The sequence below is a fragment of the Candidatus Pelagibacter sp. PS_34 genome, assembly GCF_059417845.1.
In genome coordinates this window covers 330999-353763 of record NZ_CM182068.1, presented here as the reverse complement: position 1 = coordinate 353763, position 22765 = coordinate 330999, and the positions used below count along the sequence as shown (strand labels likewise).

The window sequence follows — 22765 nt, the reverse complement described above, 5'->3', positions numbered from 1 at the left end:
CCTAAACAAAAAACTTTTTCTACAACCTAAGATTGATTTAATTATTTTTAAATTTAACTATGTTTTATTTGAATAAAAAATTTTATAAAAAAAATTTATTCACTTTTTGATAGATATGAAAATTTAATAGCTTGATTTTCTACCTAATCTTGCCGCACCCCTAACTCCACTGGCATCTCCATATTTGGGTTTTAAGAAAACACCTTCATATTCTTTGCCTATAACATATTTTTTAGTTAAGTTTTCTATCTCATCAAAAAAATCTATTTCATTTGTAACACCACCACCAAATATAAAAACATCTGGGTCAAGAATATTAACTATAGTGGCCAAAGACATTGCAAGATTAGTCTTAAATTCCTCTATCATTTTTTCTGCATCTAGTTCATGTCTTCTATAGAGTTCAAATATTTCGTTAGCTTTCAAATTTTTTTTATACTTTTTATTAAATCTTTTAGCTAACCCTAACCCTGATACAAAACTTTCAACCTCTGCATCTCTTAGATTTAATGTCTTAAGCTCCTCTTTTTGGGCAGCCATAAATGGTAGCTGATTGTGACCCCATTCCCCAGCAACACCATTAGGTCCTGAAACAATCTGTTTATCTATAGCCAATCCACCTCCCGCACCAGATCCAAGAATAATTCCGTATACAATTTTATAATGTTTACCAGCACCATCTATTGCTTCAGATAATGCAAAACAATTTCCATCATTTTCACAAAAAACTTCTCTATTTAGAGCTTCACGAAGACTTTTTTGAAAAGGTTGTTTTTCAATCCAAACACAGTTAGGCGCATTTTTAACTAGTCCTGTTTGTGGAGAATGAACGCCTGGATGACATACACCAACTGGTAATGTTTTATTATGTTTTTTTTCTAGCTCAACTACAACATCTTTTATGGTTCGAACTATTGAAATATAATCTTTTGGACAGTCTCTTCTACTTCTATCAACTTCTTCACCGTTATCTTTTAAAATGACACTTTCTATTTTTGTGGCACCAACGTCAAATCCAATTTGCATAACTTAATAAGTTGCTCTTCCACCACTTAAATCAAAAACTGCAGCTGTTGAAAAAGAATTCTCTTCTGCAGCTAACCAAGTGACTAATGAGGCCAATTCATCAACTTTGGCAAATCTATTTCTTGGTATTTTGGATAACATATAATTTATATGTTCCTCAGTCATTTGATCAAAAATTCTAGTCTTAGCTGCTGCTGGCGTTACAGCATTAACAGCAATATTTTTATCAGCTAATTCTTTACCTAACGATTTTGTAAGTCCTATAACACCTGCTTTTGCGGTACTATATGCACTAGCATTTGGGTTTCCTTCTTTTCCTGCAATAGATGCAATATTTACTATTCTACCATAGTTATTTTTAATCATGTGAGGTACTATTGCTTTACAACAATAAAAAACAGAATTTAAATCTAAGTTCATTACTTTTAGCCATTCATCATTTGGATAATTCCAAACTTGTGTATTTTTACCTGCCATTCCAGCATTATTAATAAAAATATCAATATTTTTTTCTTTGGTAATTTTTTCAATATTTTTTGTTATGTCATCAAAGTTAGTTACATCAACTATTTGATGACTACATTTTTCAGATGAAAGTTCTTTTAAAGCTTTATCAATAGCTTTTTGATCTATATCCCAAATTATAACTTCAGCACCAGATTCTAAAAATCTTTTCGTAATAGCAAAACCAAAACCTTGAGCCCCACCCGTTACTATTGCCCTTCTGCCTTTTAAATTATAACTATTCATATGTTAACCTTTGATACCCATATGAGTGTACTTGACATTAAGGTAATCTTTAATTGCCATTGATCCACCTTCTCTACCGTATCCACTCTGTTTTATTCCCCCAAATGGTGCCTCAGCAATTGCAACAACACCTGTATTAACTGCTACAGATCCTGTTTCTAATTTTTCGGATGCAAGATGGGCTGTTTTCATAGAATTGGTGCAAACATAACTACATAAGCCAAGATCATTATCATTAGCTCTTTCAATAACTTCATCAAAAGATTTAAATGACAATATCGGAACTAAGGGTCCAAATGGTTCTTGTTTCATAATGGTAAAGTCATCTTTCACATCATCAAAAATTGTTGGTTCATAATAAAAACCTTTATTAAAGCCTGCTGGTCTTTTTCCACCTAATAAAACTTTAGCTCCTTCTTGTTTAGTTTTTTCAACTAATTCCTCAACTTCATTTAATCTTTTTTGAGTTGTTAATGGACCTAATTGAGTATCGGGATCCATTCCATTTCCAATTTTTAACTTTTTAGTTCTCTCAATAAATAAATTTATAAATTCTTCTTTTTTATTTTCATGAATATAAAATCTATTAGGAGAAATACACACTTGTCCATTATTTCTAAATTTTGCAGCAATAGCCATATCAGCTGCTTTTTTAACATCAGCATCATCAAAAACTATAAAAGGAGAATGACCACTTAATTCCATTGTTACTCTTTGAACTTTATCTGCAGCTTGTTTTAAAATTAATTTCCCAACTCTTAATGATCCAGTAATCGAAATCTTTTTTATTATATCTGATTGAATTAATTGAGAAGCTATAGCTGGAGGGTCACCTGATAAAAGATTAACCGCTCCCGGTGGAACACCGCATTCTCTACAAATATCTACTAACTCCATTACTACACCAGGTGTAATTGTATCTGGTTTAATAATAACTGAACAACCAGCTGCAAGTGCAGTTGATATTTTTCTAGCTGCTAAAATAAGTGGAAAGTTCCAAGGTGATAATGCTGCTACAACTCCAACTGGTTGATAGTAAACATGTACTCTTGTGTCTTCAAACCTACTTTCAATAGTTTGACCAAAAATTCTTTTTGTCTCTTCGGCATTCCATTCAAAAATGTCAGCTGCACCATTTGTTTCACCAACACCTTCTGCTAAAGGTTTTCCATTTTCTAAAGTCATCCATTTAGCTAATAAATCTTTTTTCTCTCGCAGTTTATCTGCTATACGTCTAAGAATATAAGATCTGTCCCAGGGTGTTGTTTTTTTCCAGATTTGTAATCCTTTTTCAGCTGACTTTAATGCTTTATCAACATCTGTTGATGTTGCTTTAGAAGCATGACCTAAAATTTCTTCTGTTGCTGGATTGATAACCTCATAAGTTCCCTTGTCTGCTGAAGGAGACCAGTTACCATCAATAAATTGTCCAAATTTTTCGTACATAATTTATAAATTTTTACTACTTTTATCCTAAAGACCAAAGTTTTGGAAACATTATACCTTCTAATTTGTCACCATTTTTATAGCCATTAGCTTCCATAATAGACCTTTCCTCTCTTGCCCATTCTCCCCTATAAATAATCTGCGAATTTTCTTTTGCCATTCTTAATGTGTAACGATGTATATCTCTATTTGGTATAACAGTATCTAATCCTCCATGTAATGTTCTAATATCGAAATAAATACAATCCCCAATATCTAGATCCCACTGCAAAAACTCATAATCATTTTTATTTTTTAATATATCGGGAGTTAATTCATATTTTTTTCCATTAACAATCCCTGGTTCACCATCAACTTCGTGGCCGTCATTAAACCGCGTTCTTAGGAATAATTTATCCCACAAATGAGAACCTTTAACCCATGCTATACCATCCTCTTTTTTTATTGGTTCAAGTGGTATCCACAAAACACACATAGATCCTTCAAAATCAAAATATGATATATCATGATGAAAAGGGGGTAATGATTTTGACCCTGCTTCTCTAAAAAACCAATTATCCATTACTAAATTAATTTTTTTTGCTTCCAAAAGCTCTGCTGCAATTTTTGCAGTAGGAGATTTAAACACGAAATCTCTAAATTCTTCATGTAAATCCCAAGTCCAAAAATCCTCATAATATCCAGGTTGATTTTGATCTTTAGTATGATTTACAAATCGCGGACTAGGGTTTTCTTTGGCTTTATTAATCCCTGTTTTTAACCTGTCAATCCATGCGTTATCAAATTTACCCTTGATTAAGACAGCTCCGTCTTTTTTAAATAGATCCAGTTCCGATTTGGTAATAATTTTGCTCATATATTATTATTATAATATAATGTAATAAATATAAGATGAAATTACTAAGTGATACTTTTGGAAGAAAATTTCCCTACATAAGACTATCGATCACAGACGTCTGTAATTATAAGTGCTCCTACTGTTTACCACAAGGTTACAAAAAAACACCTGGTGACACGAGAAGTTTTATGTCTGCTCAAGAAATATCCAGATTGACAAAAGCATTGTCTGAATTAGGTGTTTGTAAAATTAGATTAACTGGTGGAGAACCAACAGTTAGAAAAGACTTTTTTGATATCTTAAAAGATATGAAGCAAAATTCCAATATACCCAAAGTAACAATGACAACTAATGGTTATCGTTTAAACAAAATTGCAGAACAATTATTTGAAGCTGGTTTAGATGGAATAAATATTAGTATTGACAGTTTAAATAGAGAAACTTTTAAAAAACTAACAGGACATGACAGGCTTAATGAAATTTTAGAAGGCATAAAGATTTTACAAAAACTAGATTTTAAAAATATAAAAATTAATGCCGTTTTACTCAAAGGTATTAATGATACCTATGAAAAATTTGAAAAATTTGGAAATTTCATAAAAGATAACAAAATTGACTTTAGATTTATAGAATTGATGCAAACTGGTGATAATTTAGATTATTTCAAGAAAAACCATGTTTCTTCAAAAATATTCAAAGACTATTTAGAAAAAAATAACTGGATATCTCAAACATTTGGTAAAGATGCTGGTCCTTCATTAAACTTTATACATCCTGAATATGAGGGTAAATTTGGATTAATTGCTCCTTATACTAAAGATTTTTGCCAAACTTGTAATAGATTAAGAGTTACCTCTAGAGGTGATTTAAGATTATGTTTGTTTGGTAATACCGGAATTAGCATCAGGCATTTATTGCAAGATGATGCTCAAAAAGATGAACTTGTAGATCTTATCATAAAACAATTGCATCTTAAAAAAGAGTCACATTATTTAGAACTTGGAGATACTGGAATTACTCCAAATTTATCTAGTACTGGAGGATAAATGGCAAACTTAAAAGTGATAAACGAAGAAAAATTAAAAGACTGGGCTAAAGAAATTTTTAAAAAAAATTCTTTTAACATGATTGATGTTTCATCAAAAAAAGAAACATTTAGAAGAGCGTTAGCTTCTGGGAGAATTTATGTAGGAAAAGAAGTTTTTAATCTAATTAGAAATAAAGAAATGCCTAAAGGTGATCCGATCACTTTAGCTGAAGTTTCAGCAATTTTAGGTGTTAAAAAAACTAGTGAATTAATTCCATTATGTCACCCACTTCCAATAGATCATACTGCAACAAAAATTATTATGCATGAAGATGATAGCTCTTTAGAGGTTTTTTGTGTTGTGTCAGCTGTTGCAAAAACTGGTGTTGAAATGGAAGCTATTATGGGAGTTAATGCTGCATTAATTACAATCTATGATCTTAGTAAAATTGTAAACCCACATCTTAGAATTAATAATGTGAAATTATTAATTAAAGAAGGTGGAAAAAGTGGTCTATGGATCAATCCTGATGGACTACCAGAGTTTTTAAAAGATATTTTTTAAACATGAAAGTTAAACTTGAGTTATTTGGAGCAAGTAGAGATTTTAGCAATAAAGATTACTTAGAATTTAATATTAAAGAAAAAATTGAAATCAAAGATTTAAGAAGAGAAATCATCAATTACTTGGATATTAATTTTAAAGGTAATGAAGATTTTATAAAAATAGTTAAAAGCTCTGCTTTTTGCTCTGAAGATAATAATATTGTTAATGATAATTTTAAAATTACAAAAGATCAAAAAATTGGGATTATACCTCCAATAGGTGGTGGCTGATGTTACATGCAAAAATTATAGATATTGAAAAAAATAAAATAAAAACTTCTGAAGCAGAGGCATTTATAAAATCCTGCTCATATGGTGCATCAATTATTTTTACAGGAAATGTAAGAAATATTAATGAAAATAAAGAAGTTACTGGTATAACTTATGATAGTCATGACGAACTAGTGCTAAAAAGTTTTGAAGAAATTTATAAAGAGACTACAGAAAAACTTAAAATTATAGATAAAGCAGTCTTTATAGAGCATATAAAGGGCTATGTGGCGCTTGGAGAAACTAGTATAATTATCGCAGTTGCCTGCAAACATAGAGATGAAGCTTACGTATTATCTAGGTTTATAATTGAAGAAATCAAAAAAAGATCACCTATTTGGAAAAAAGAACATTATAAAAATGATGAAAGTGAATGGTTAAAAGGTAATCCTATTAAAAATGAAAAAATATAAACATTCAGAAATTACACCAGAATTAATTTACAATAAAAGAAGAAAATTTATTAAATCAATTGGGCTTGGTGTTGGTTCAATATCTTTGAGCAGTATACCATTCTTAAACAATGCTTATTCACAAAATAAAACTAAGCTAACATCATATGAAGATATTACGACGTATAACAATTATTATGAATTTGGTACCAGTAAAAGTGATCCTTATAGAAATTCACAAGAATTTATTACTAAACCTTGGAGTGTAACTATTGAAGGGGAAGTAGAAAATCCAGTTACGATTTCAGCTGAAGAAATAATTTCTTTATTTCCTTCGGAAGAAAGAATCTACAAACTAAGGTGTGTTGAGGGTTGGTCAATGGTTATTCCTTGGATGGGATTTTCTCTAAGTAAGTTACTTAATAAAGTATCAATAAAGAATACAGCAAAGTTTGTTGAGTTTGAAAGTGTCTATGATCCTGAGCAAATGAAAGGTCAAAGATACCCTGTTCTAAATTGGCCATATAGAGAAGGTCTAAGAATTGATGAGGCGATGCATCCCATAACAACAGTTGTTACAGGGGTTTATGGAAAAACATTGCCTAATCAAAATGGAGCTCCATTAAGAATTTTTGTTCCTTGGAAGTATGGTTTTAAAAGTGCAAAAGCAATTGTTAAAATAAAATTAGTTGAAAATATACCCACATCATCTTGGATGAGATCGTCTCCAAGAGAATATGGGTTTTACTCAAATGTTAATCCGAACGTATCACATCCTAGGTGGTCACAAGCCACAGAACGTGTCATAGGTGAGGGAATTTTAGCTCCTAGAATTGAGACTGAAATGTTTAATGGGTATGGTGATGAAGTTGCACATTTATATTCAGGTATGGATTTAAAGAAAAACTTTTAGATACATAAATTTGTTTTATAAAACATGCAGAAATATATAAAAATACCAATTTTCTTTTTTTGTTTACTGCCAATATTAATCATTGTTTATCAAATTATTTTTAATCAATTAGGTCCAGAACCTGTGAAAAAAATAACACATGTAACTGGTGAGTGGACACTTCGTTTTATCATAATAACTCTTGCAATGACTCCTTTACAAAAATTTACTAAATTAAATTTTTGGATTAGCTATAGGAGAATGTTTGGGTTGTTTGTTTTTTTTTATGCATCAGCACACATGATGACATATGTTGGCATAGATTATCGTTTTGATTGGTCTAGTATTGGTGATGATATTATAAAAAAGAAATTTATATTTGCTGGATTTTTAGCTTGGCTTTTATTAGTGCCACTTGCTCTTACTTCATCTAAACGAATGATAAGGTTGTTGAGAGATAAATGGAAAAAACTACACAAGCTTGTTTATATAATTTCTTTATTAGGAATTATTCACTACTTATGGTTAGTTAAAGTAGTTACAGTTGAACCTTTGATTTATCTTATTATTATAGTAATTTTACTTACACTAAGAGTTAAAATGAAATTTAATTAATTAATTAATTGATTTTTTTTCAGGAACGCAAATCTCAGATCTTGTTAAAAATCTTCTGCCAGTTCCATTGTCTAAAGAAAACATTCCACCCATACCTTGAATGCAATCAATAATTAAATCTGTATTTTTCCATGCTTCATGTTGAGTTTCACTTATGTAAAAAGGAATACCACCAATTTTTCCAACTAAAACATCATCATCACTTACTAAAAATTCTTTAACAGGGTAACACATTGGAGCACTTCCATCACAACATCCACCAGATTGGTGAAAGAGCAATTCTTTACCATGATCTTTCTTTAGATCTTCAATTAGTTCTAAAGCTGAAGGGGTTGCGGAAACTTTCATAGTTATATGGCCTGTAGTTTAATACAGGCCATTATAATATATCTGTTAAAAGAAGCCTAATTTTTTCTCACTGTACGACACGTGTAAGTTTTTCACCTGTCTATAATGATTAAGCATCATTTTATGTGTTTCTCTACCGATTCCAGATTGTTTATAACCTCCAAAAGCAGCATGAGCTGGATAAGCATGGTAACAGTTAGTCCAAACTCTACCAGCCTGGATTCCTCTTCCCATTCTATAAGCAATATTCCCATTTCTAGTCCAAACACCTGCTCCTAAACCATAAAGAGTATCATTAGCTATTTCTAATGCATGAGCTTCATCTTTAAATTTAGTAACAGATACAACTGGTCCAAAAATTTCTTCTTGGAAAACTCTCATAGAGTTATTACCTTCAAAAATAGTAGGCTGGATATAATTTCCTTTTTCCAAACCACTGTTTAAGTTAGCAACTTCACCACCACATAGAACTTTGGCACCTTCTTTCTTACCTAAATCTAAGTAAGATTTTATTTTTTCCATTTGTTCTAATGATACTTGAGCACCAATCATAGTTTCCATTTTTAGAGGATTGTCCTGCTTGACTGCTTTCGTTCTAGCAACTGCTCTTTCCATAAATTTATCATAGATAGATTCTTGGATTAATACTCTACTAGGACAAGTACAAACCTCACCCTGATTAAGGGTAAACATTGCAAAACCTTCAAGACATTTATCAAAGAAATCATCGTCTTGATCCATAACATCTTCAAAGAAAACATTTGGAGATTTTCCACCTAATTCTAAAGTTATTGGAATTAAGTTTTGTGATGCATATTGCATGATCAAACGTCCAGTTGTAGTCTCACCTGTAAAAGCAATCTTTCTAATTCTTTTAGATGAAGCTAATGGTTTACCTGCTTCAAGACCAAAACCACTTACAACATTAACAACTCCTGGAGGCAATAAGTCTCCAATAAGTTCCATTAATAGTAAGATTGATGCTGGTGTTTGTTCAGCTGGTTTTAAAACTACACAGTTACCTGCAGCAAGTGCTGGTGCAAGTTTCCATGTTGCCATTAATAATGGAAAGTTCCATGGTATAATCTGTCCAACTACACCAAGTGGTTCAGGTATATGATAAGAATATTCACTATTACTTATCTCTGAAACCGAACCTTCTTCTGCTCTGATTACTCCAGCAAAATATCTCCAATGATCAACAACTAATGGTAAGTCAGCTGCCATACACTCTCTAATTGGTTTTCCATTATCTAAACATTCAGCAGTAGCTAATAGTTCAAGATTTTTTTCAATAACATCAGCTATTTTAAGTAGTATGTTAGATCTTTCAGTTATTGATGTAACTCCCCAAGTAGGAAAGGCAGCGTGTGCTGCATCTAATGCAGCCTCAACATCTTTTGCATCTGATCTTGGAACGGAACATATAACATCATTATTAATTGGACTTACGTTATCAAAATATTTTCCTGATTTTGGTTTAACGAATTTGCCACCTATAAAATTTCCATATTGTTCTTTAAATGGAAATTTAACTTTTAAGTGAGACGTATCTAGTAATGGAGATCGTCCACCTTTTACTGTTTCTGTGCTCATTTTTACCCTCTCTCTTTTATTAATATTCTTAAGCTTATTTTTTTTTATTGGCTTAAGTAACTTCTCTTTAGCCACACCTTTTTTCTTTTTAACTTTTTTAGTATTTTTAGGTGATTGCTTGACCAAGTTTTTCTTAATTTTTTTTTTGGTCTTACTTTTAGATTTTTTGGCTGTTTTTTTCTTTTTTGTAGCCATTAATTAACTAAACAAAAATTGGTCTGAAGATCCATTAATTATATTATTATTTTCTACTTAAGATTGAATATAGTCTACATCTTGTGCTTAATTGAAATGTGTCTAATAATTTAGTTATGGATAATGATATAAAAAAAGAATTACAGTCTGCTACATTTGAAAGATTGCTCAAACATCTAGATGAACGAAAAGATGTTCAAAATATAGATATTATGAACCTTGCTGGCTTTTGCAGAAACTGTTTATCAAAATGGTATCGAGAAGAAGCAGGGAAAAAAGGTATTGAAATTTCAGACTTAGATGCACGTGAGCATGTTTATGGTATGCCTTATTCTGAGTGGAAAGAAAAATATCAAAAATAATTATTTTTCTTTAAGCCTTGGAAAAAGTTCTACAAAATTACAAGGTTTATGATTTATATCTAACTGATGTTTTAAAATTCCATCCCAGGCATCCGTTACTCCCCCTGAAGAACCTGGCAAAGCAAATACATATTTGCCATTAGCTAGTACTGCACAAGCTCTAGATTGAATGGCAGATGTACCAACTGTTTTTAAACTTATTGTTCTAAACACCTCTCCAAAACCTGGAATATGCTTGTCAGCTATCTCGTTTACTGCCTCTGGTGTAATATCTCGACCTGTAAGCCCAGTGCCCCCTGTTGTAATTACAACATCTATTTCTGATTGATTAATCCAATCTTTAAGGATTTTAATGATGTCATCTTTGTTATCTTTACAAATTTTTCTATCTATTAATTTATGTTTAGCCTCTTCTATTTTTTTTACTAAGATCGCACCGGACTTATCGTTCTCAAAAGTTCTGGTGTCCGTAACAGTTAAAAGTGCTATATTTACAATCATAAATTTAAAATAATTATTATGATTATATTATCATTTTTATTTCTTCTAACAGCAACTTTATATTCAAGTGTTGGCTTTGGTGGTGGCTCTACCTATCTAGCCCTTCTATTAATTTGGGATATTCCTTACTTGATCTTTCCTGTAATTGCTCTCTTTTGTAATATTATTGTCGTATCAGGAAATTGTATAAATTATATTAAAGCTGGAAATATCAATTTTAAGATCCTTACCCCATATTTGATATCATCTGTGCCACTTGCATTCATAGGAGGATCTTTATCAGTAGATAAAGAAATTTTTGAAATTTTACTTTTTTTAGTCTTAGCACTAGCAGGAGTTCTACTTCTCATGAAATTTCAATCTTTTGATCAAAAAATTGAAGTTTATAACAAGATACCAAAAATATTATCGATATTAATTGGTGCATCTGTTGGATTTGTGTCTGGTGTAGTTGGAATTGGTGGTGGAATTTTCTTAAGCCCTATATTGTTATTAATTAGAGTAGATAAAGCAAAAAACATTGCAACAGCAGCATCATTATTCATACTGATTAATTCTTTATCAGGACTTGCTGGCCAATTTACAAAGGCATCAACAATAAATAGAATTTATGATTATTGGCCATTATTTCTGTTTGTTTTAATAGGCGGCCAGCTTGGAAACTATTTAAATCTTAAAATTTTTCCTGCAAGAATATTAGCTCTAGTGACATCAGGACTTGTCATATTTGTCGCTATTCGAATGGGACTGAAGTTGTTTGCATAACAGAAGTATTAAATTATTATAGAAAGATTATGAAAACATTTAGAGCATTTGGACCCACCATAGGAAAAACAAAGTTATCCAAAAAAATTATTACTATATTAAATAATCACGTTGATAAGTCTCAATTATCTAAAAAAAATGATTATAGTTCTAAACTTGCAAGTCAAATTAAGAATGAAATTAAGATACCTAAAACATTAATTAATAAGAGTTTGTCTAAAGAATTAATAAAAAATATTAAAGTTTACCTTGATAAGTCAGGTGTTAAAAAAATTGAAGAAATTAAGATAATAAATATATGGGTAGTTAGGCAATTAAAAAATGAATATAATCCAATTCATTATCATGAAGGACAATTGTCAGGGGTTGGCTATCTTAAAATCCCAAAAGATATGAATCAAAATAAACTAGTTAAGAATAAAAAGATTAAAACTAATGGAACAATTGATTTTATTAATGGTCAAAAAAACTTTTTAAGTCAAAGTATCTATAATTTAAACCCTAAATTAGGAGATCTATTGATTTTTCCAAATTATTTAATGCACACAGCTTATCCATTTAATGTTGATGGTGAGAGAAGATCCTTCTCATTTAATGCTAAAATATTATTCAAGAAGTGATTTACTAATCAGTCTAATAGATATATAAATAGTTTAACCGATTTGATCCATATTGCAGGTACTAACTGCTAAAAAGGAAATCATTATATAATTGGTAAAGGTAGTTGAACTGTATTGTGCACCTAGCATAGAGCCAAAGCACTAAAAAAGTAAGGAATAAAAATGGATATTAATTTTTTTAAAACAACACGAATTTTAGATGGTGGTATGGGACAAGAATTGTTGGCTCGTGGTATGAAGCCAAACGGAACATTATGGAGTGCTAACGCAGTATTAAAAGAAGAATACCATCAACTTTTATTAGATACTCATTTAGATTTTATAAAAGCAGGTGCTGAAGTTATTGTTACAGCAACCTTTACTACTAGACGAATAAGATTACGAGATAATAAAATTGAAGATAAATTTGAATACTTAAACAAAAAAGCTGGTGAGATAGCTCAGAAAGCAAAAGAAAAATATCCTAATGTGTTAATTGCAGGTGGTCTTCCACCACAATATTTAACATACGAAGAAGATACAAGGCCAGATCATGAAATTAAACAAAATTTTTATGATCAAGCAAAATTATTAGATCCTTATATTGATTTTTTTTACCTAGATGTTTTGTCTAGCGTAAAAGAGTTTAGGTTAGCAATTGAAGCAATTAAAGAATTTAATAAGCCATATTTAATAGGTGCTCATATTTCTGAGGGAATAAATCTTCCAAGTGGTGAAAAAATATCAGATATTATTAATCATATTAACCATAACAATTTACTAGGATTAATTTTATCGTGCGTTTCTCCTGAAAACTTTTCTGAAAATTTAGAAGAAGTAAAAAATTTAGGTGTTCCTTTTGGATTTAAACTTAATGCTTTCGTGACAACTAAGCCTAAAGATGGCTATACTAACAATTACAATATGAGCAAAACTGGTAACCCAAATGAATTTTTAGGTCAAAGAAAAGACTTAACACCTGAATTGATGGCAAATTTTGTTAAAAGATTTAAAGATACAGGTGCAACTATTTTAGGTGGATGTTGTGAAACAAGACCTTCTCATATTAAGGAAATGACTAAATTTAAATAGACTAATCGTTATCAGTTAATCCAGCACCAGCACCACTTTCTTTTAAACTGTCATTTTCCTCAACAAAAGTTTCTTCTGAAAGCTTATAAAGCTCATTCCATTCTTTTTCTTCAAACGAGTCTCTGTTTTCTAAAACTTTTAAGTAAATATTTTCAGCAGATACGATGATTTCGTTTTTAGTATAATTAGAATAAATATTGTTATTGAAGTTTAACAAAAACTCCCTGTCATCCATTTTTAAGAATATTCTTTTACCGATTACCTCAGCTGCTCTACTTACAAATGGTAGGAAAAGTAATGGATATGAGATTTTTTTAAACGTTATCTCATTTAAATTTTCTAGAGTTTTAATCTGATCTAAAAAATTTACCCCTGCGATTATTGGGCAATATTCATTTTTACCAGCCTCATTGTCTTGCTTTATGATGCTGATATTCTCTAACCTTATTTCTTTTTTTTTCTTAAAAAAACTATTTAAGTTTTTAATTCCAGGTAAGCTAAAAATTTCAAGTAGTCTTATGTTTTTTCCAATTTCTTCTGCAATACCCCAAGAATATCCAGCAGCTCTACTTGATCTTTTAGAAACTGTATCTATTTCGCTTAATGATCTCATGTTGATTAATTATAAACCCAATGTTCATCATAGTTTTTTAATTGCTCTGGTAGGGGTGCACCTTGAAACATACATATTCTTAGCCACTTATCAGAACGTGGATCGAATTTTAATGCTCCAAAGAATGATAACTTTAACCTCAGCATATCAATAGGCATTATTTTTTGGCCAATAGTATTGTCTTGTATTTCAGAATAAGGGAATTTCTCTACTATAAATGCTCTTCTAACAACGTGTCTTAATTCATTATTAGTTGATAAAAATTTAGCAATAGTCCAGCTATTTTTAGTAACTGATAACAATTCATAAAGTTTTTTAATATCTCTTGCAATTGCTAAGGGTTGCTCTAACTCAGCACCCACTTCATCAAATCTATTTGCTAGTCTTGGTTCCTCTTTATTTTTTGAGATAAACCAAAAATTTAAATTATTTTCATCTTTGGTAAAATCTATTGTTAAGATATCTGGATATTTTTTTTCTAAAATTAGCTTTAAGTCTTCTACTGTTCTTTCAGTTGGAATATTAAAATATTTTTCTTCTTCAGAGCTCATTTCTTTAATTAACGGAGACGTTATATCGTCATAAGGTTCCATCATCATTGAGACGACATATTCAATACATTCTTCACAATATTTTTTTTCTAAATACAGATATAATTCGTTAAAAGCATAATCTTGCTCAAAATTAAAATCATTATCTAGATAGACAATAAATTCATTAAGATCTTTCAATAAAGATTTAATCTTATTTATTTGATATTCACTTTCAGTATTCCAAGAAGTGATATTCTTTATTGATTTTTTTAAACATTCTAAAAATAAGTTTTTATCTTTCTCTGATATTGTTTTTATCTCTCTTATTTTTTTTAAAGAAATTTCTCTTGCTGAAATCCAGTTATTTAAAAGAGTTGGATGATTAACAATAAATGGAGCCATTCCAAGACCTGTAGAATTTCCTATTCCTAAACCTTTACAAATATTTATATCAAGATTTACAGCTTTTTTTGGATTCTTACTTTTTGCAACGTGATTAACTTGATCAAAAGTAAATTGTCTTACCAGATAAACCAACATCATTTCCAATCTAAATGGACCATATATTTCTTCTCGGTCTTTAATTCTAAATCTGTCTGCTAAGCCAAATTTACCTGACCCATAAACTGCTGTGGTTCTATATAAATAACCAACACTAGTTAACAAATCATTATCAGGCTGCTTACCTTCGCTTAAACATTCAACCACATGATTGAAAACTCTTACTGATTTATTAGCTCTTGAAAGAGTTAATTCTTTATAAGAAAGTCTGCCAAATTCTTGTTTTGGTACTTCGTTTTTTAATCTTTCAATATCTTGTTTTTTTGGAACACCATCAAAAAGTGTGAAGGCTGCATCCCATTTGGTAGCTATAACTCTATCTGATCTTTCATTATCATCTAATTCATTTGCAAAACAAATTAATGAATACACTCTATTTTTTTTCTTAAATGAATAAACTGCAGTGCCATAACCATGTTCGTTTAATTCAAATAAATCTCTTTTATAATTCCAATCCTTAAACTCTTTTAAAAAACTTCTTAAAAATGAAAGTTTAGATTGATGAAAAGACCCAAGTCTTGATAATTTCATTACTACATTGGGGTCTCTTAATGAAATATTCATTGATTCATTTCTTTGTAAAAATTGTACCAGTTGTTTCCAAGAATTCCATCAACTTCATTTTCTGAAAAACCAACTTTTTTAAGTCCTATCTCTAAGTTTTCAAATCCTCTTGCATCTTTAAACCAATCAGGCTGTTTTGGAAAACCAGGTTTGTTTTTAGACCCTTCTCCATAATTTTTGCTTTTAGTCCAAGTACCATTTCTCATCCACTCAACAATAGTATCTGGTTGATTTAAACAAAGATCTGAACCTATTCCAATTTTTTCAACTCCCATAATCTCAGCTGTCTTAGCTGTCATCTCACAAAAGCTTTCTAAAGAACAATCTGTTCCATCTTTTAAATGATGAGGATATAAAGAGAGACCCAACATTCCTTTGTGTTTGGATAAAATTTTTAATAGTTCGTTTGATTTGTTTCTCTTAGCTGGATGCCAAAATGATGGATTTGCATGAGTTATTGCAATTGGTTTTTCACTTATCTCAATTGCATCAATTGTACTTTTTTCTGCTGAATGAGACATGTCTATTACAAGACCTAATCTATTCATCTCTTTAATTACCTCTTTACCAAAATTAGTAACCCCACTATCTATTGCTTCATAACATCCAGTCGCTAGTAAGGACTGATTATTATAAGTAAGCTGCATAAACCTACATCCTAAATCATAAACTTTTTCAACCAATCCAATATCATCTTCTATAGGTGAACAATTTTGAAAACCAAAAAAAACTGCAGTTTTATTTTCAGATTTAGCTTTTTCAATATCTTTAAAACTTTTACCGTGAAAAATTAAGTCGGAATTTTCTGAAAAGTGATTTTCCCAATTTTTTAATACCGTTTTTAGCTCATCAAAATCTTCGTGGTAAACAATAGTTACATGGATTGCATCCAGTCCTGCTTGTTTATTGATCTGAAAAATTTCTCTAGACCAGTTACAATATTGTAAATTATCAATTTTAAAATTCATTGTGATCTTCTTTGTTTTAAAGAATACCAATAAGATAGATAAATTCTATTAATTTTATTGAAATTTTAGGCTTAATTTGAAATAACAATTTACGTTAGAATAAAATTACAACAAATGGCTAAAAATAAATTAAACAAAGTATCAATTGTTATGGGTAGTCAATCTGACTACAAAACCATGACATTTTGTCAAAATATTCTTAAAAAATTAAACATAAAATTTGAAACAAAAATAATATCAGCTCATAGAACCCCTAAAAGAATGTATGAATTTGCTATTAATGCTGAAAAAAATGGTATTGCAGTAATTATTGCTGGAGCTGGTGGATCTGCACATTTACCAGGAATGATTTCATCCCTTACTTCTCTACCGGTACTAGGTGTTCCAATTGAAAGTAAAAAGCTGAAAGGTCTTGATAGTCTTCTATCCATTGCTCAAATGCCAAAAGGAATACCTGTTGGAACATTAGCAATTGGAGAAGATGGTGCAATTAATGCTGCCTTATTAGCTGCATCTATTATTGGTCTTAGTGATTTAACTGTTAAGAGAAAATTAAATCAGTTTCGTTTAAATCAAAGCAAATCTGTTAAAAAAAAACCCAAATAGTTGTAAAATATGTCTAAACCAATTCTTGGAATTATAGGGGGAGGTCAGTTAGGTAGTATGCTTGCTATTGCTGCAAATAAACTTGAAATTAAAACAGTTATTTTTTGCAATGATATTGATGCTCCTGCCCAAAATTTTTCTAATGATTTTGTACAAGGTGAATATAATGATAAAAACAAGATTAATGAGTTTTTGAGTAAAGTTGATGTTGTAACTTATGAATTTGAAAATATTCCCTATGAAACATTAAATGAAATTAATAAAATAAAACCTGTTTTACCAAAACCTTCTGTAAATAGAATAATTCAGCATAGATTAGCAGAAAAAGATTTTATCAATAATCTAAATATAAGAACTACAAGATATGTATCTATTGAAAAAAAATCTGAAATGGATTCTGTTGAAGATTTATTACCTGGTATACTCAAAACTACTACATTAGGATATGATGGCAAAGGTCAACACCCTATTAACAGTTTAGAAAATTTAGACTCAATTGATGTTGATTATTCAAAAGGTTATATTTTAGAAAAATTAGTAAAATTAAAAAAAGAAATTTCAATAATCATTACTAGGTTTGATATTCAAAAATATGAAATTTATGAACCCATTGAAAATGAACATGAAGATCAAATCTTAAGAAATTCTAAAATTCCAGCAGAGATTAGTGATAAAATATTAGAACAATCAAAACTATGGGCTACAACAATTGCAGAAGAATTAAAATATGTTGGAACTTTGTGTGTTGAGTTTTTCATTGACAGGAATGATAACCTTTATGTAAATGAAATTGCACCAAGAGTTCATAACTCAGGGCATCTAACAATTAATGCGTATAATGTAAGTCAATTTGAAAATCATGTAAGAGCAGTTTGTAAACTAGAGCAAATACCTCTTAAAAAAATATCCAATGCAATGATGACAAATATAATTGGAGATCAAATTACTAATTACAGAAATAAAGAACACAATGAAAATGAATTTTTCTTTGATTATCTTAAAAAAGAAATTAAACCAAAAAGAAAAATGGGGCACCTAACAACTCTTCTTAAGTAGATATTTCTCATATGCTAAAATCAATCGAAGGAAATTTTGATAATCCAGAAGTTCATGAGCTACTTATAAAGCATTTCATTGAGTTAAGATCTGTGTCACCTGAAGGTAGTGCTCACGTACTTGATATAGCTGGATTAAAAGATCCAACTATTAAATTTTGGAGCCTGTGGGAAGAAAATGACCTAATGGGAAGTGGTGCATTAAAATTCCTAGATAAAGAACATGGTGAGTTTAAATCTATAAGAGTTAGTGACAACTTTAGAGGTAAAGGAAATGGTACAAAAGTCATAAATCATCTAATTAATGAGGCAAAAAAACTTAATATTAAAAGATTGAGTTTAGAAACAGGTGCTGGTGAGTTCTTTTTAAATGCCAGAAAACTATTTAGTAAGTGTGGTTTTAAGCCCTGCGAGCCCTTCTCTCATTATAAAAAAGATATCAACTCTATTTATATGACCATGCTAATAAGCAACAAATAAGTCTTTAATTATTTATTCTTTTAAATTTAGTTGACAAAACCTCAATAAATCTAAACAAAGCGTGAATTACTTAATTATAAGTAATAAAAGTAACACAATAAAAAGTAAGAAGATAAATATGAGTCTACAAGGAAAAGTAAAATGGTTCAATCCAACTAAAGGTTTTGGTTTTATTGAAAGAGAAGATAAAGAAAAAGATGTATTCGTTCACGTTTCAGCTGTTAGAGATGCTGGTATGAACGGTTTAGATGAAGGTCAAGCTTTGACTTTTGAAGTTGAAGATGGTCCAAAAGGTCCTTCAGCGGTAAATTTAAAAACTGCATAATATTCACACTTTCTATTGGCTGCGATTTTTTAATTAAATTAATTTTTTAATTATTTAGCTAAATATTTCAGCCAATACCAATCAGTTTTTTTTAAGAAATTCACTCACTATTGTATTAAATTCATCTGGCTTCTCTAAATGGACATTGTGAGAGCAGCCATTAACTATTCTAAGTTCACTATTTATAATATTTTCTTTTAAAGTTTCTACTTGGTTGAAGTTATAGGCTTTGTCTTGATCTCCCCAAATTATCAAAGTTTCATTCTTAATATTTTTTAAATTTTCAATACCACTCCAATTTTTCATAGCAACAAGAGCATTGTCCGCCGCCTCTAAAGAAGTTTGTTTACCCGCTTCTTCACATAAATAAAAATATTTAGATTTATCCTCTTCAATGAACCATGTTTTTGCAATTCTATAAGCTGTGTTATCCAGTCCATTAATTTTTAGTTTGTCTCTAGAAACATCTATGGTTTCAAATCTGCCAGGTATATTTCCTCTTGGTCCTGTACCATAACAAATTAATTTTAATATTTTTTCACCTGCTAACTTTGCCATTTCTTGCACAATCATGCCACCCATTGAGTGACCTAATAAATAAAAACGTTCTATTTTCTTTTTTTCTAAACTTGTCAATATAGATTTAGCCATACCTTCAATTGAATTATATGAGTTAACTTTATTACTTTTTCCAAAACCAGGTAATGCTGGTGCCAAAACTCTAAAATTCTTTTTAAAAAAGTCAGTTTGTAAAGTCCACATCTCAGAAGATCCTAAAAAACCATGCACTAACACTAATGGAGTGCCACTTCCCACATCTTCAATAAATATATCTTGCATATTTATATTTTATTAATAATCATCGAATATAACAATTTAATAATAAGTAACTAACAAGTATGACAAATAGAAAAATAACTGACCTTTATGATGTTGAATTCACTCCATTTGATAATTATGGGGTTATTGTGCCTGGAATGAGTTGGCATAAAATTAGTTATAATAAAGAAAATGGTGGTAATGGAACTTATCTTTTAAAGATGGAACCAAATGCAAAAAGTTTGCCCCATGTGCATACAGGCTTTGAAGAGTTTTTGATGTTAGAAGGTGAATTAACTGATCCAGATAATAAAGTTTTTAAAAAAGGTGATTTTGTTACTTTTGAACCAGGCTCTACACACTCGTCCTTTACTAAAGATGGTTGCTTAATTTTAGTTTTTATGAGAGGTATCAACAAACCTCTTTAAGAAAATATTAAATAAATTTAACAAAAATATATATTTATGATTGGAATTTTAGGTGGAATGGGAACTCAAGCGGGACTTGATTTTTGCAATAAACTTGCAATGTTAAATAGAGGAAAAAGTGATCAAGAATACCCTCTATTCATACTTTATAACAAATCAAATATTCCTGGAAGACCAGAATCTATTGGTGTTCAAACTAAATCATTATCTACAATTCCAAGAACTTCGAAAAATACAAAAAAATATAATAGAGTTTTAAAAAGTTTGTTAGATGGATGTAAATCATTAGAAAAAAGTGGGTGCAAATTTATTGTTATACCCTGCAACACTGCACACTATTGGTATGAAGATTTAAAGAAAAAAATCAAGATACCGATCATTAACATGCCTAAAGAAGTTTTTATACAAACAAAAAAAAGTTGTAAAAAAAATTCTAAAATTGGACTTCTTGCAACAGAGGGAACTTTAAAAACTGAGATTTATGATAAAATTTTTAAAAAGGATTATGTATTAATTAAACCTTTAAGTAATTTACAAACAAGTTCAGTAAATAAAACAATCAAACATGTAAAAATGGGCAATATAAAACTAGCAGAAAAAACTATTAAGCCTGCAATTAAATATTTAATCAAACAAAAATGTAAAAAAATAATACTTGGCTGCACTGAGATACCTATTGCAATTTTTGCTTATAAATCTTTACAAAATGCTAAAGTTTCAAAATTGTACCTTGATCCTAATTTAATCTTAGCCAACTCCTGTATGGCAAAATATAAAAAATAGATAATGAATATAAAAGTCAAAAAACCATATGTTATATATATGGCTGAAATTATTTACTCCTACGTTTCTATTGAAAAAAATAAAGATCCGGAGCTTGATGTAAAACAAGCTATTAATAAATTCATGGAAACTAATGAATTTATAAAATTAAGCACTGGTGCATTACATGACGAATGGTTTGGTGAATTAAAAAAAAATGAGTATCTAGACAAAGATACTGGAAATAAAATACCAGATGAAACCATTAAACTTTTAGAAATTCAAAAAGATATGACTATTAAAAATTTAATTAAAATTCCTAAACTTTACGAGACTGAAAACAATACTCTCATCGAAGCATCAAATAGAGCACAACAATTTTTATGGCGTATGTGTGAAAGTTATGAACTGTGGTGTAAAGAAACTGGGCAATCAGAGCAGCTATTATTAGGTATTACTGATTAGCTAATTGAATAATTTTACTTGTTTTTTCTATTCTACTTTTTACTAAAGCAAAAAACTCTTCTTGGCTTTCTTCTTCTTCAACTTTTAATCTTTTATCTTCTACAAAGCTTTTAATATTTTCAGTAGGAGACTTACCAGTAATTTTTTTAACTGCTTGATTAGAACCATATGAAAGGCCAGCTTGATAGATATTACCAGAGCTAGCTAATGTATAAGCAGGTCCTAATAAGGCTGTACTTTGCACGCAACCATTAAGAAAAAATAGCAAAAATAATCCAGCGAAAATCTTTTTTAAAATCATTATACTCCCTCTTAATCTTAAGTATTTAAAAGCACAACTCAAGAGAGAAAGTGTTCATTTTGGATATTAATCTCTAATATTGGTATAAAATATAGCCTATAACCTTGGTATGGTTAAAATTTTTCCATTCATTTTTATTGTTTTATGGTCCTCAGCTTTTGTGACAACAAAACCAATAATAGATAACAGTGATCCCTTTGCGGCATTAGCATTTAGATTTTTTGTGGTAGCTTTTGGTTTCTATATTTATTCAATTTATACAAAACAAAAAATTTTAACAAATTCAAGAAACCTTCTACAATCACTTTTTAGTGGGGTACTTTTTCATGGTGTGTATTTGGGAGGTGTTTTTTATTCAGTTTCACTCGGGATGCCCACTGGTATTGCTGCATTAATTGTAACTTTGCAGCCAATTTTAACCAATGCATTAGCAGGAAAATTTTTAGGTGAAAAAGTTACTTTTAAACAATGGATTGGAGTGATCCTTGGGTTTATTGGTGCAGCTTTAGTTTTAGGTTTTGATATTGGATCAAGTCTTCCTGTTTTTGGAGTGATAGCTTCTTTTATGGCTCTTCTAGCGATCACAACTTCTACTTTATGGCAAAAAAAAATAAGTAATAATTTACCTTTGTCTGTCAGTAATATGTATCAAGCAATAGGTGGCTGTTCTTTTCACATAATAATTATTTTAATTTTTAGTGAACCTTATATTAATTTTACATCCACATTCTTAATAGCAATGAGTCATCAGATATTCCTTGTATCTTTTGGAGCTTTTACAATCTTAATGTTTTTAATTAAGAACAACTCAGCAAGTAAAACTGTTTCTATATTTTTTTTAATACCCCCTACTACCGCAATAATGGCTTGGATATTTTTGAATGAAAAATTGAATAATCTAGATTTAGTTGGTTTTGCTGTGGCAACTTTTGGTGTTTATATTGCAACAAGGAAGCAATAAATTT

At 29.9% G+C, this 22765-nt stretch carries 30 protein-coding genes and 1 riboswitch; of the genes, 18 read left to right on the top strand and 12 right to left on the bottom strand.

From position 1 onward, the window contains the following. Positions 1-123: 123 nt before the first annotated feature. From AC5SL3_RS01845 to AC5SL3_RS01830, 4 genes are read right to left on the bottom strand one after another with little or no spacing between them, the layout of a single operon-like run. A complete protein-coding gene (locus AC5SL3_RS01845; protein WP_027306637.1) occupies positions 124-1026 on the bottom strand; it encodes an ROK family protein in 903 nt (300 codons plus the stop codon). Between the two features lie 3 nt (positions 1027-1029). Further along, entirely contained in the window at positions 1030-1776 is a 747-nt protein-coding gene (locus AC5SL3_RS01840) for an SDR family NAD(P)-dependent oxidoreductase (protein WP_027306638.1), read from the bottom strand. A gap of 3 nt (positions 1777-1779) precedes the next feature. Beyond that, entirely contained in the window at positions 1780-3222 is a 1443-nt protein-coding gene (locus AC5SL3_RS01835; RefSeq protein WP_027306639.1) for an NAD-dependent succinate-semialdehyde dehydrogenase, read from the bottom strand. Positions 3223-3244: 22 nt separating this feature from the next. Then, a complete protein-coding gene (locus AC5SL3_RS01830; RefSeq protein WP_020169258.1) occupies positions 3245-4078 on the bottom strand; it encodes a phytanoyl-CoA dioxygenase family protein in 834 nt (277 codons plus the stop codon). 35 nt (positions 4079-4113) lie between these two features. On the opposite strand from AC5SL3_RS01830, the gene moaA reads away from it, so the two are divergent. From moaA to msrQ, 6 genes are read left to right on the top strand one after another with little or no spacing between them, the layout of a single operon-like run. Beyond that, positions 4114-5106 carry a GTP 3',8-cyclase MoaA gene (gene moaA, locus AC5SL3_RS01825; RefSeq protein ID WP_027306640.1) on the top strand — a complete coding sequence of 331 codons (993 nt, stop codon included), beginning with the start codon at positions 4114-4116 and terminating at the stop codon, positions 5104-5106. Further along, positions 5107-5652 (top strand): cyclic pyranopterin monophosphate synthase MoaC, encoded by a 546-nt coding sequence (moaC, locus tag AC5SL3_RS01820; protein ID WP_027306641.1) that lies wholly within the window; start codon positions 5107-5109, stop codon positions 5650-5652. A gap of 2 nt (positions 5653-5654) precedes the next feature. Beyond that, on the top strand, positions 5655-5924 hold the full coding sequence (locus AC5SL3_RS01815) for a hypothetical protein (RefSeq protein WP_027306642.1): 270 nt from the start codon (positions 5655-5657) through the stop codon (positions 5922-5924). Further along, positions 5924-6376, top strand: a complete 453-nt coding sequence (locus tag AC5SL3_RS01810; RefSeq protein ID WP_027306643.1) for a molybdopterin synthase catalytic subunit — start codon at positions 5924-5926, stop codon at positions 6374-6376. The genes AC5SL3_RS01815 and AC5SL3_RS01810 overlap by 1 nt, the downstream gene beginning before the upstream one ends. Next, positions 6363-7268, top strand: coding sequence for a protein-methionine-sulfoxide reductase catalytic subunit MsrP (msrP, locus tag AC5SL3_RS01805; protein WP_027306644.1), 906 nt, complete (start codon positions 6363-6365; stop codon positions 7266-7268). Before AC5SL3_RS01810 ends, msrP begins: the two co-directional genes overlap by 14 nt. A 24-nt stretch (positions 7269-7292) precedes the next feature. Further along, positions 7293-7862 (top strand): protein-methionine-sulfoxide reductase heme-binding subunit MsrQ, encoded by a 570-nt coding sequence (gene msrQ / locus AC5SL3_RS01800; RefSeq protein ID WP_027306645.1) that lies wholly within the window; start codon positions 7293-7295, stop codon positions 7860-7862. Here msrQ and AC5SL3_RS01795 read toward each other — a convergent pair whose 3' ends face one another. Together AC5SL3_RS01795 and adh are read right to left on the bottom strand one after the other, a co-directional pair. Beyond that, positions 7863-8210, bottom strand: coding sequence for a DUF779 domain-containing protein (locus AC5SL3_RS01795; protein WP_006997157.1), 348 nt, complete (start codon positions 8208-8210; stop codon positions 7863-7865). A 45-nt stretch (positions 8211-8255) separates the two neighbouring features. After that, positions 8256-9806, bottom strand: coding sequence for an aldehyde dehydrogenase (adh, locus tag AC5SL3_RS01790; protein WP_026362714.1), 1551 nt, complete (start codon positions 9804-9806; stop codon positions 8256-8258). Positions 9807-10117: 311 nt separating this feature from the next. Between adh and AC5SL3_RS01785 the strand changes: the two genes are divergently transcribed. Beyond that, positions 10118-10363 carry a DUF1244 domain-containing protein gene (locus tag AC5SL3_RS01785; RefSeq protein WP_027306646.1) on the top strand — a complete coding sequence of 82 codons (246 nt, stop codon included), beginning with the start codon at positions 10118-10120 and terminating at the stop codon, positions 10361-10363. Here AC5SL3_RS01785 and AC5SL3_RS01780 read toward each other — a convergent pair whose 3' ends face one another. Continuing rightward, positions 10364-10864, bottom strand: coding sequence for a molybdenum cofactor synthesis domain-containing protein (locus tag AC5SL3_RS01780; protein WP_018413982.1), 501 nt, complete (start codon positions 10862-10864; stop codon positions 10364-10366). Positions 10865-10882: 18 nt separating this feature from the next. Between AC5SL3_RS01780 and AC5SL3_RS01775 the strand changes: the two genes are divergently transcribed. From AC5SL3_RS01775 to AC5SL3_RS01765, 3 genes are all read left to right on the top strand, one after another. Continuing rightward, complete coding sequence (locus tag AC5SL3_RS01775; protein WP_494578462.1) at positions 10883-11629, top strand: TSUP family transporter; 747 nt, start codon at positions 10883-10885, stop codon at positions 11627-11629. A gap of 29 nt (positions 11630-11658) precedes the next feature. Continuing rightward, a complete protein-coding gene (locus AC5SL3_RS01770) occupies positions 11659-12249 on the top strand; it encodes a 2OG-Fe(II) oxygenase family protein (RefSeq protein ID WP_494578461.1) in 591 nt (196 codons plus the stop codon). An 89-nt stretch (positions 12250-12338) separates the two neighbouring features. After that, a riboswitch (SAM riboswitch) is annotated at positions 12339-12402 on the top strand. Positions 12403-12411: 9 nt separating this feature from the next. Continuing rightward, positions 12412-13320: a homocysteine S-methyltransferase family protein gene (locus tag AC5SL3_RS01765; RefSeq protein ID WP_494578459.1), complete on the top strand. Its 909-nt coding sequence runs from the start codon at positions 12412-12414 to the stop codon at positions 13318-13320. 1 nt (position 13321) lies between these two features. Here AC5SL3_RS01765 and AC5SL3_RS01760 read toward each other — a convergent pair whose 3' ends face one another. Genes AC5SL3_RS01760 through AC5SL3_RS01750 form a run of 3 tightly spaced genes read right to left on the bottom strand, consistent with a single transcriptional unit; the run spans position 13322 to position 16559 of the window. After that, the gene (locus AC5SL3_RS01760) at positions 13322-13933 is read right to left on the bottom strand and encodes a DUF3726 domain-containing protein (protein WP_494578457.1); all 612 of its coding nucleotides are present in this window, start codon (positions 13931-13933) and stop codon (positions 13322-13324) included. Between the two features lie 5 nt (positions 13934-13938). After that, a complete protein-coding gene (locus AC5SL3_RS01755) occupies positions 13939-15591 on the bottom strand; it encodes a hypothetical protein (RefSeq protein WP_494578456.1) in 1653 nt (550 codons plus the stop codon). Continuing rightward, positions 15588-16559, bottom strand: a complete 972-nt coding sequence (locus AC5SL3_RS01750) for a membrane dipeptidase (protein ID WP_494578454.1) — start codon at positions 16557-16559, stop codon at positions 15588-15590. Before AC5SL3_RS01750 ends, AC5SL3_RS01755 begins: the two co-directional genes overlap by 4 nt. 114 nt (positions 16560-16673) lie before the next feature. Here AC5SL3_RS01750 and purE point away from each other — a divergent pair, with 114 nt between their 5' ends. The 4 genes from purE (at position 16674) to AC5SL3_RS01730 (ending at position 19025) form a co-directional block, all read left to right on the top strand. Next, the gene (purE, locus tag AC5SL3_RS01745) at positions 16674-17165 is read left to right on the top strand and encodes a 5-(carboxyamino)imidazole ribonucleotide mutase (protein WP_494578452.1); all 492 of its coding nucleotides are present in this window, start codon (positions 16674-16676) and stop codon (positions 17163-17165) included. 9 nt (positions 17166-17174) lie between these two features. Next, the gene (locus AC5SL3_RS01740; protein WP_494578450.1) at positions 17175-18221 is read left to right on the top strand and encodes a 5-(carboxyamino)imidazole ribonucleotide synthase; all 1047 of its coding nucleotides are present in this window, start codon (positions 17175-17177) and stop codon (positions 18219-18221) included. Positions 18222-18232: 11 nt separating this feature from the next. Next, entirely contained in the window at positions 18233-18700 is a 468-nt protein-coding gene (locus AC5SL3_RS01735) for a GNAT family N-acetyltransferase (protein WP_011282269.1), read from the top strand. A gap of 118 nt (positions 18701-18818) precedes the next feature. Then, on the top strand, positions 18819-19025 hold the full coding sequence (locus AC5SL3_RS01730; protein ID WP_006998008.1) for a cold-shock protein: 207 nt from the start codon (positions 18819-18821) through the stop codon (positions 19023-19025). Positions 19026-19106: 81 nt separating this feature from the next. Here the strand turns inward: AC5SL3_RS01730 and AC5SL3_RS01725 are convergent, their stop codons facing one another. Beyond that, positions 19107-19865, bottom strand: a complete 759-nt coding sequence (locus AC5SL3_RS01725; RefSeq protein ID WP_494574719.1) for an alpha/beta fold hydrolase — start codon at positions 19863-19865, stop codon at positions 19107-19109. Positions 19866-19924: 59 nt separating this feature from the next. Between AC5SL3_RS01725 and AC5SL3_RS01720 the strand changes: the two genes are divergently transcribed. From AC5SL3_RS01720 to AC5SL3_RS01710, 3 genes are read left to right on the top strand one after another with little or no spacing between them, the layout of a single operon-like run. Beyond that, complete coding sequence (locus AC5SL3_RS01720; protein WP_494578448.1) at positions 19925-20272, top strand: cupin domain-containing protein; 348 nt, start codon at positions 19925-19927, stop codon at positions 20270-20272. A 36-nt stretch (positions 20273-20308) separates the two neighbouring features. Then, entirely contained in the window at positions 20309-21055 is a 747-nt protein-coding gene (locus AC5SL3_RS01715) for an aspartate/glutamate racemase family protein (RefSeq protein WP_494578446.1), read from the top strand. Positions 21056-21058: 3 nt separating this feature from the next. Continuing rightward, on the top strand, positions 21059-21499 hold the full coding sequence (locus AC5SL3_RS01710) for a hypothetical protein (RefSeq protein ID WP_006998004.1): 441 nt from the start codon (positions 21059-21061) through the stop codon (positions 21497-21499). On the opposite strand, the gene AC5SL3_RS01705 is transcribed toward AC5SL3_RS01710, so the two are convergent. Continuing rightward, complete coding sequence (locus AC5SL3_RS01705; protein ID WP_494578444.1) at positions 21489-21800, bottom strand: hypothetical protein; 312 nt, start codon at positions 21798-21800, stop codon at positions 21489-21491. The two genes, AC5SL3_RS01710 and AC5SL3_RS01705, sit on opposite strands and share 11 nt — an antisense overlap. A 109-nt stretch (positions 21801-21909) precedes the next feature. Here AC5SL3_RS01705 and AC5SL3_RS01700 point away from each other — a divergent pair, with 109 nt between their 5' ends. Then, a complete protein-coding gene (locus AC5SL3_RS01700; RefSeq protein ID WP_494578443.1) occupies positions 21910-22761 on the top strand; it encodes a DMT family transporter in 852 nt (283 codons plus the stop codon). Positions 22762-22765: the final 4 nt, after the last annotated feature.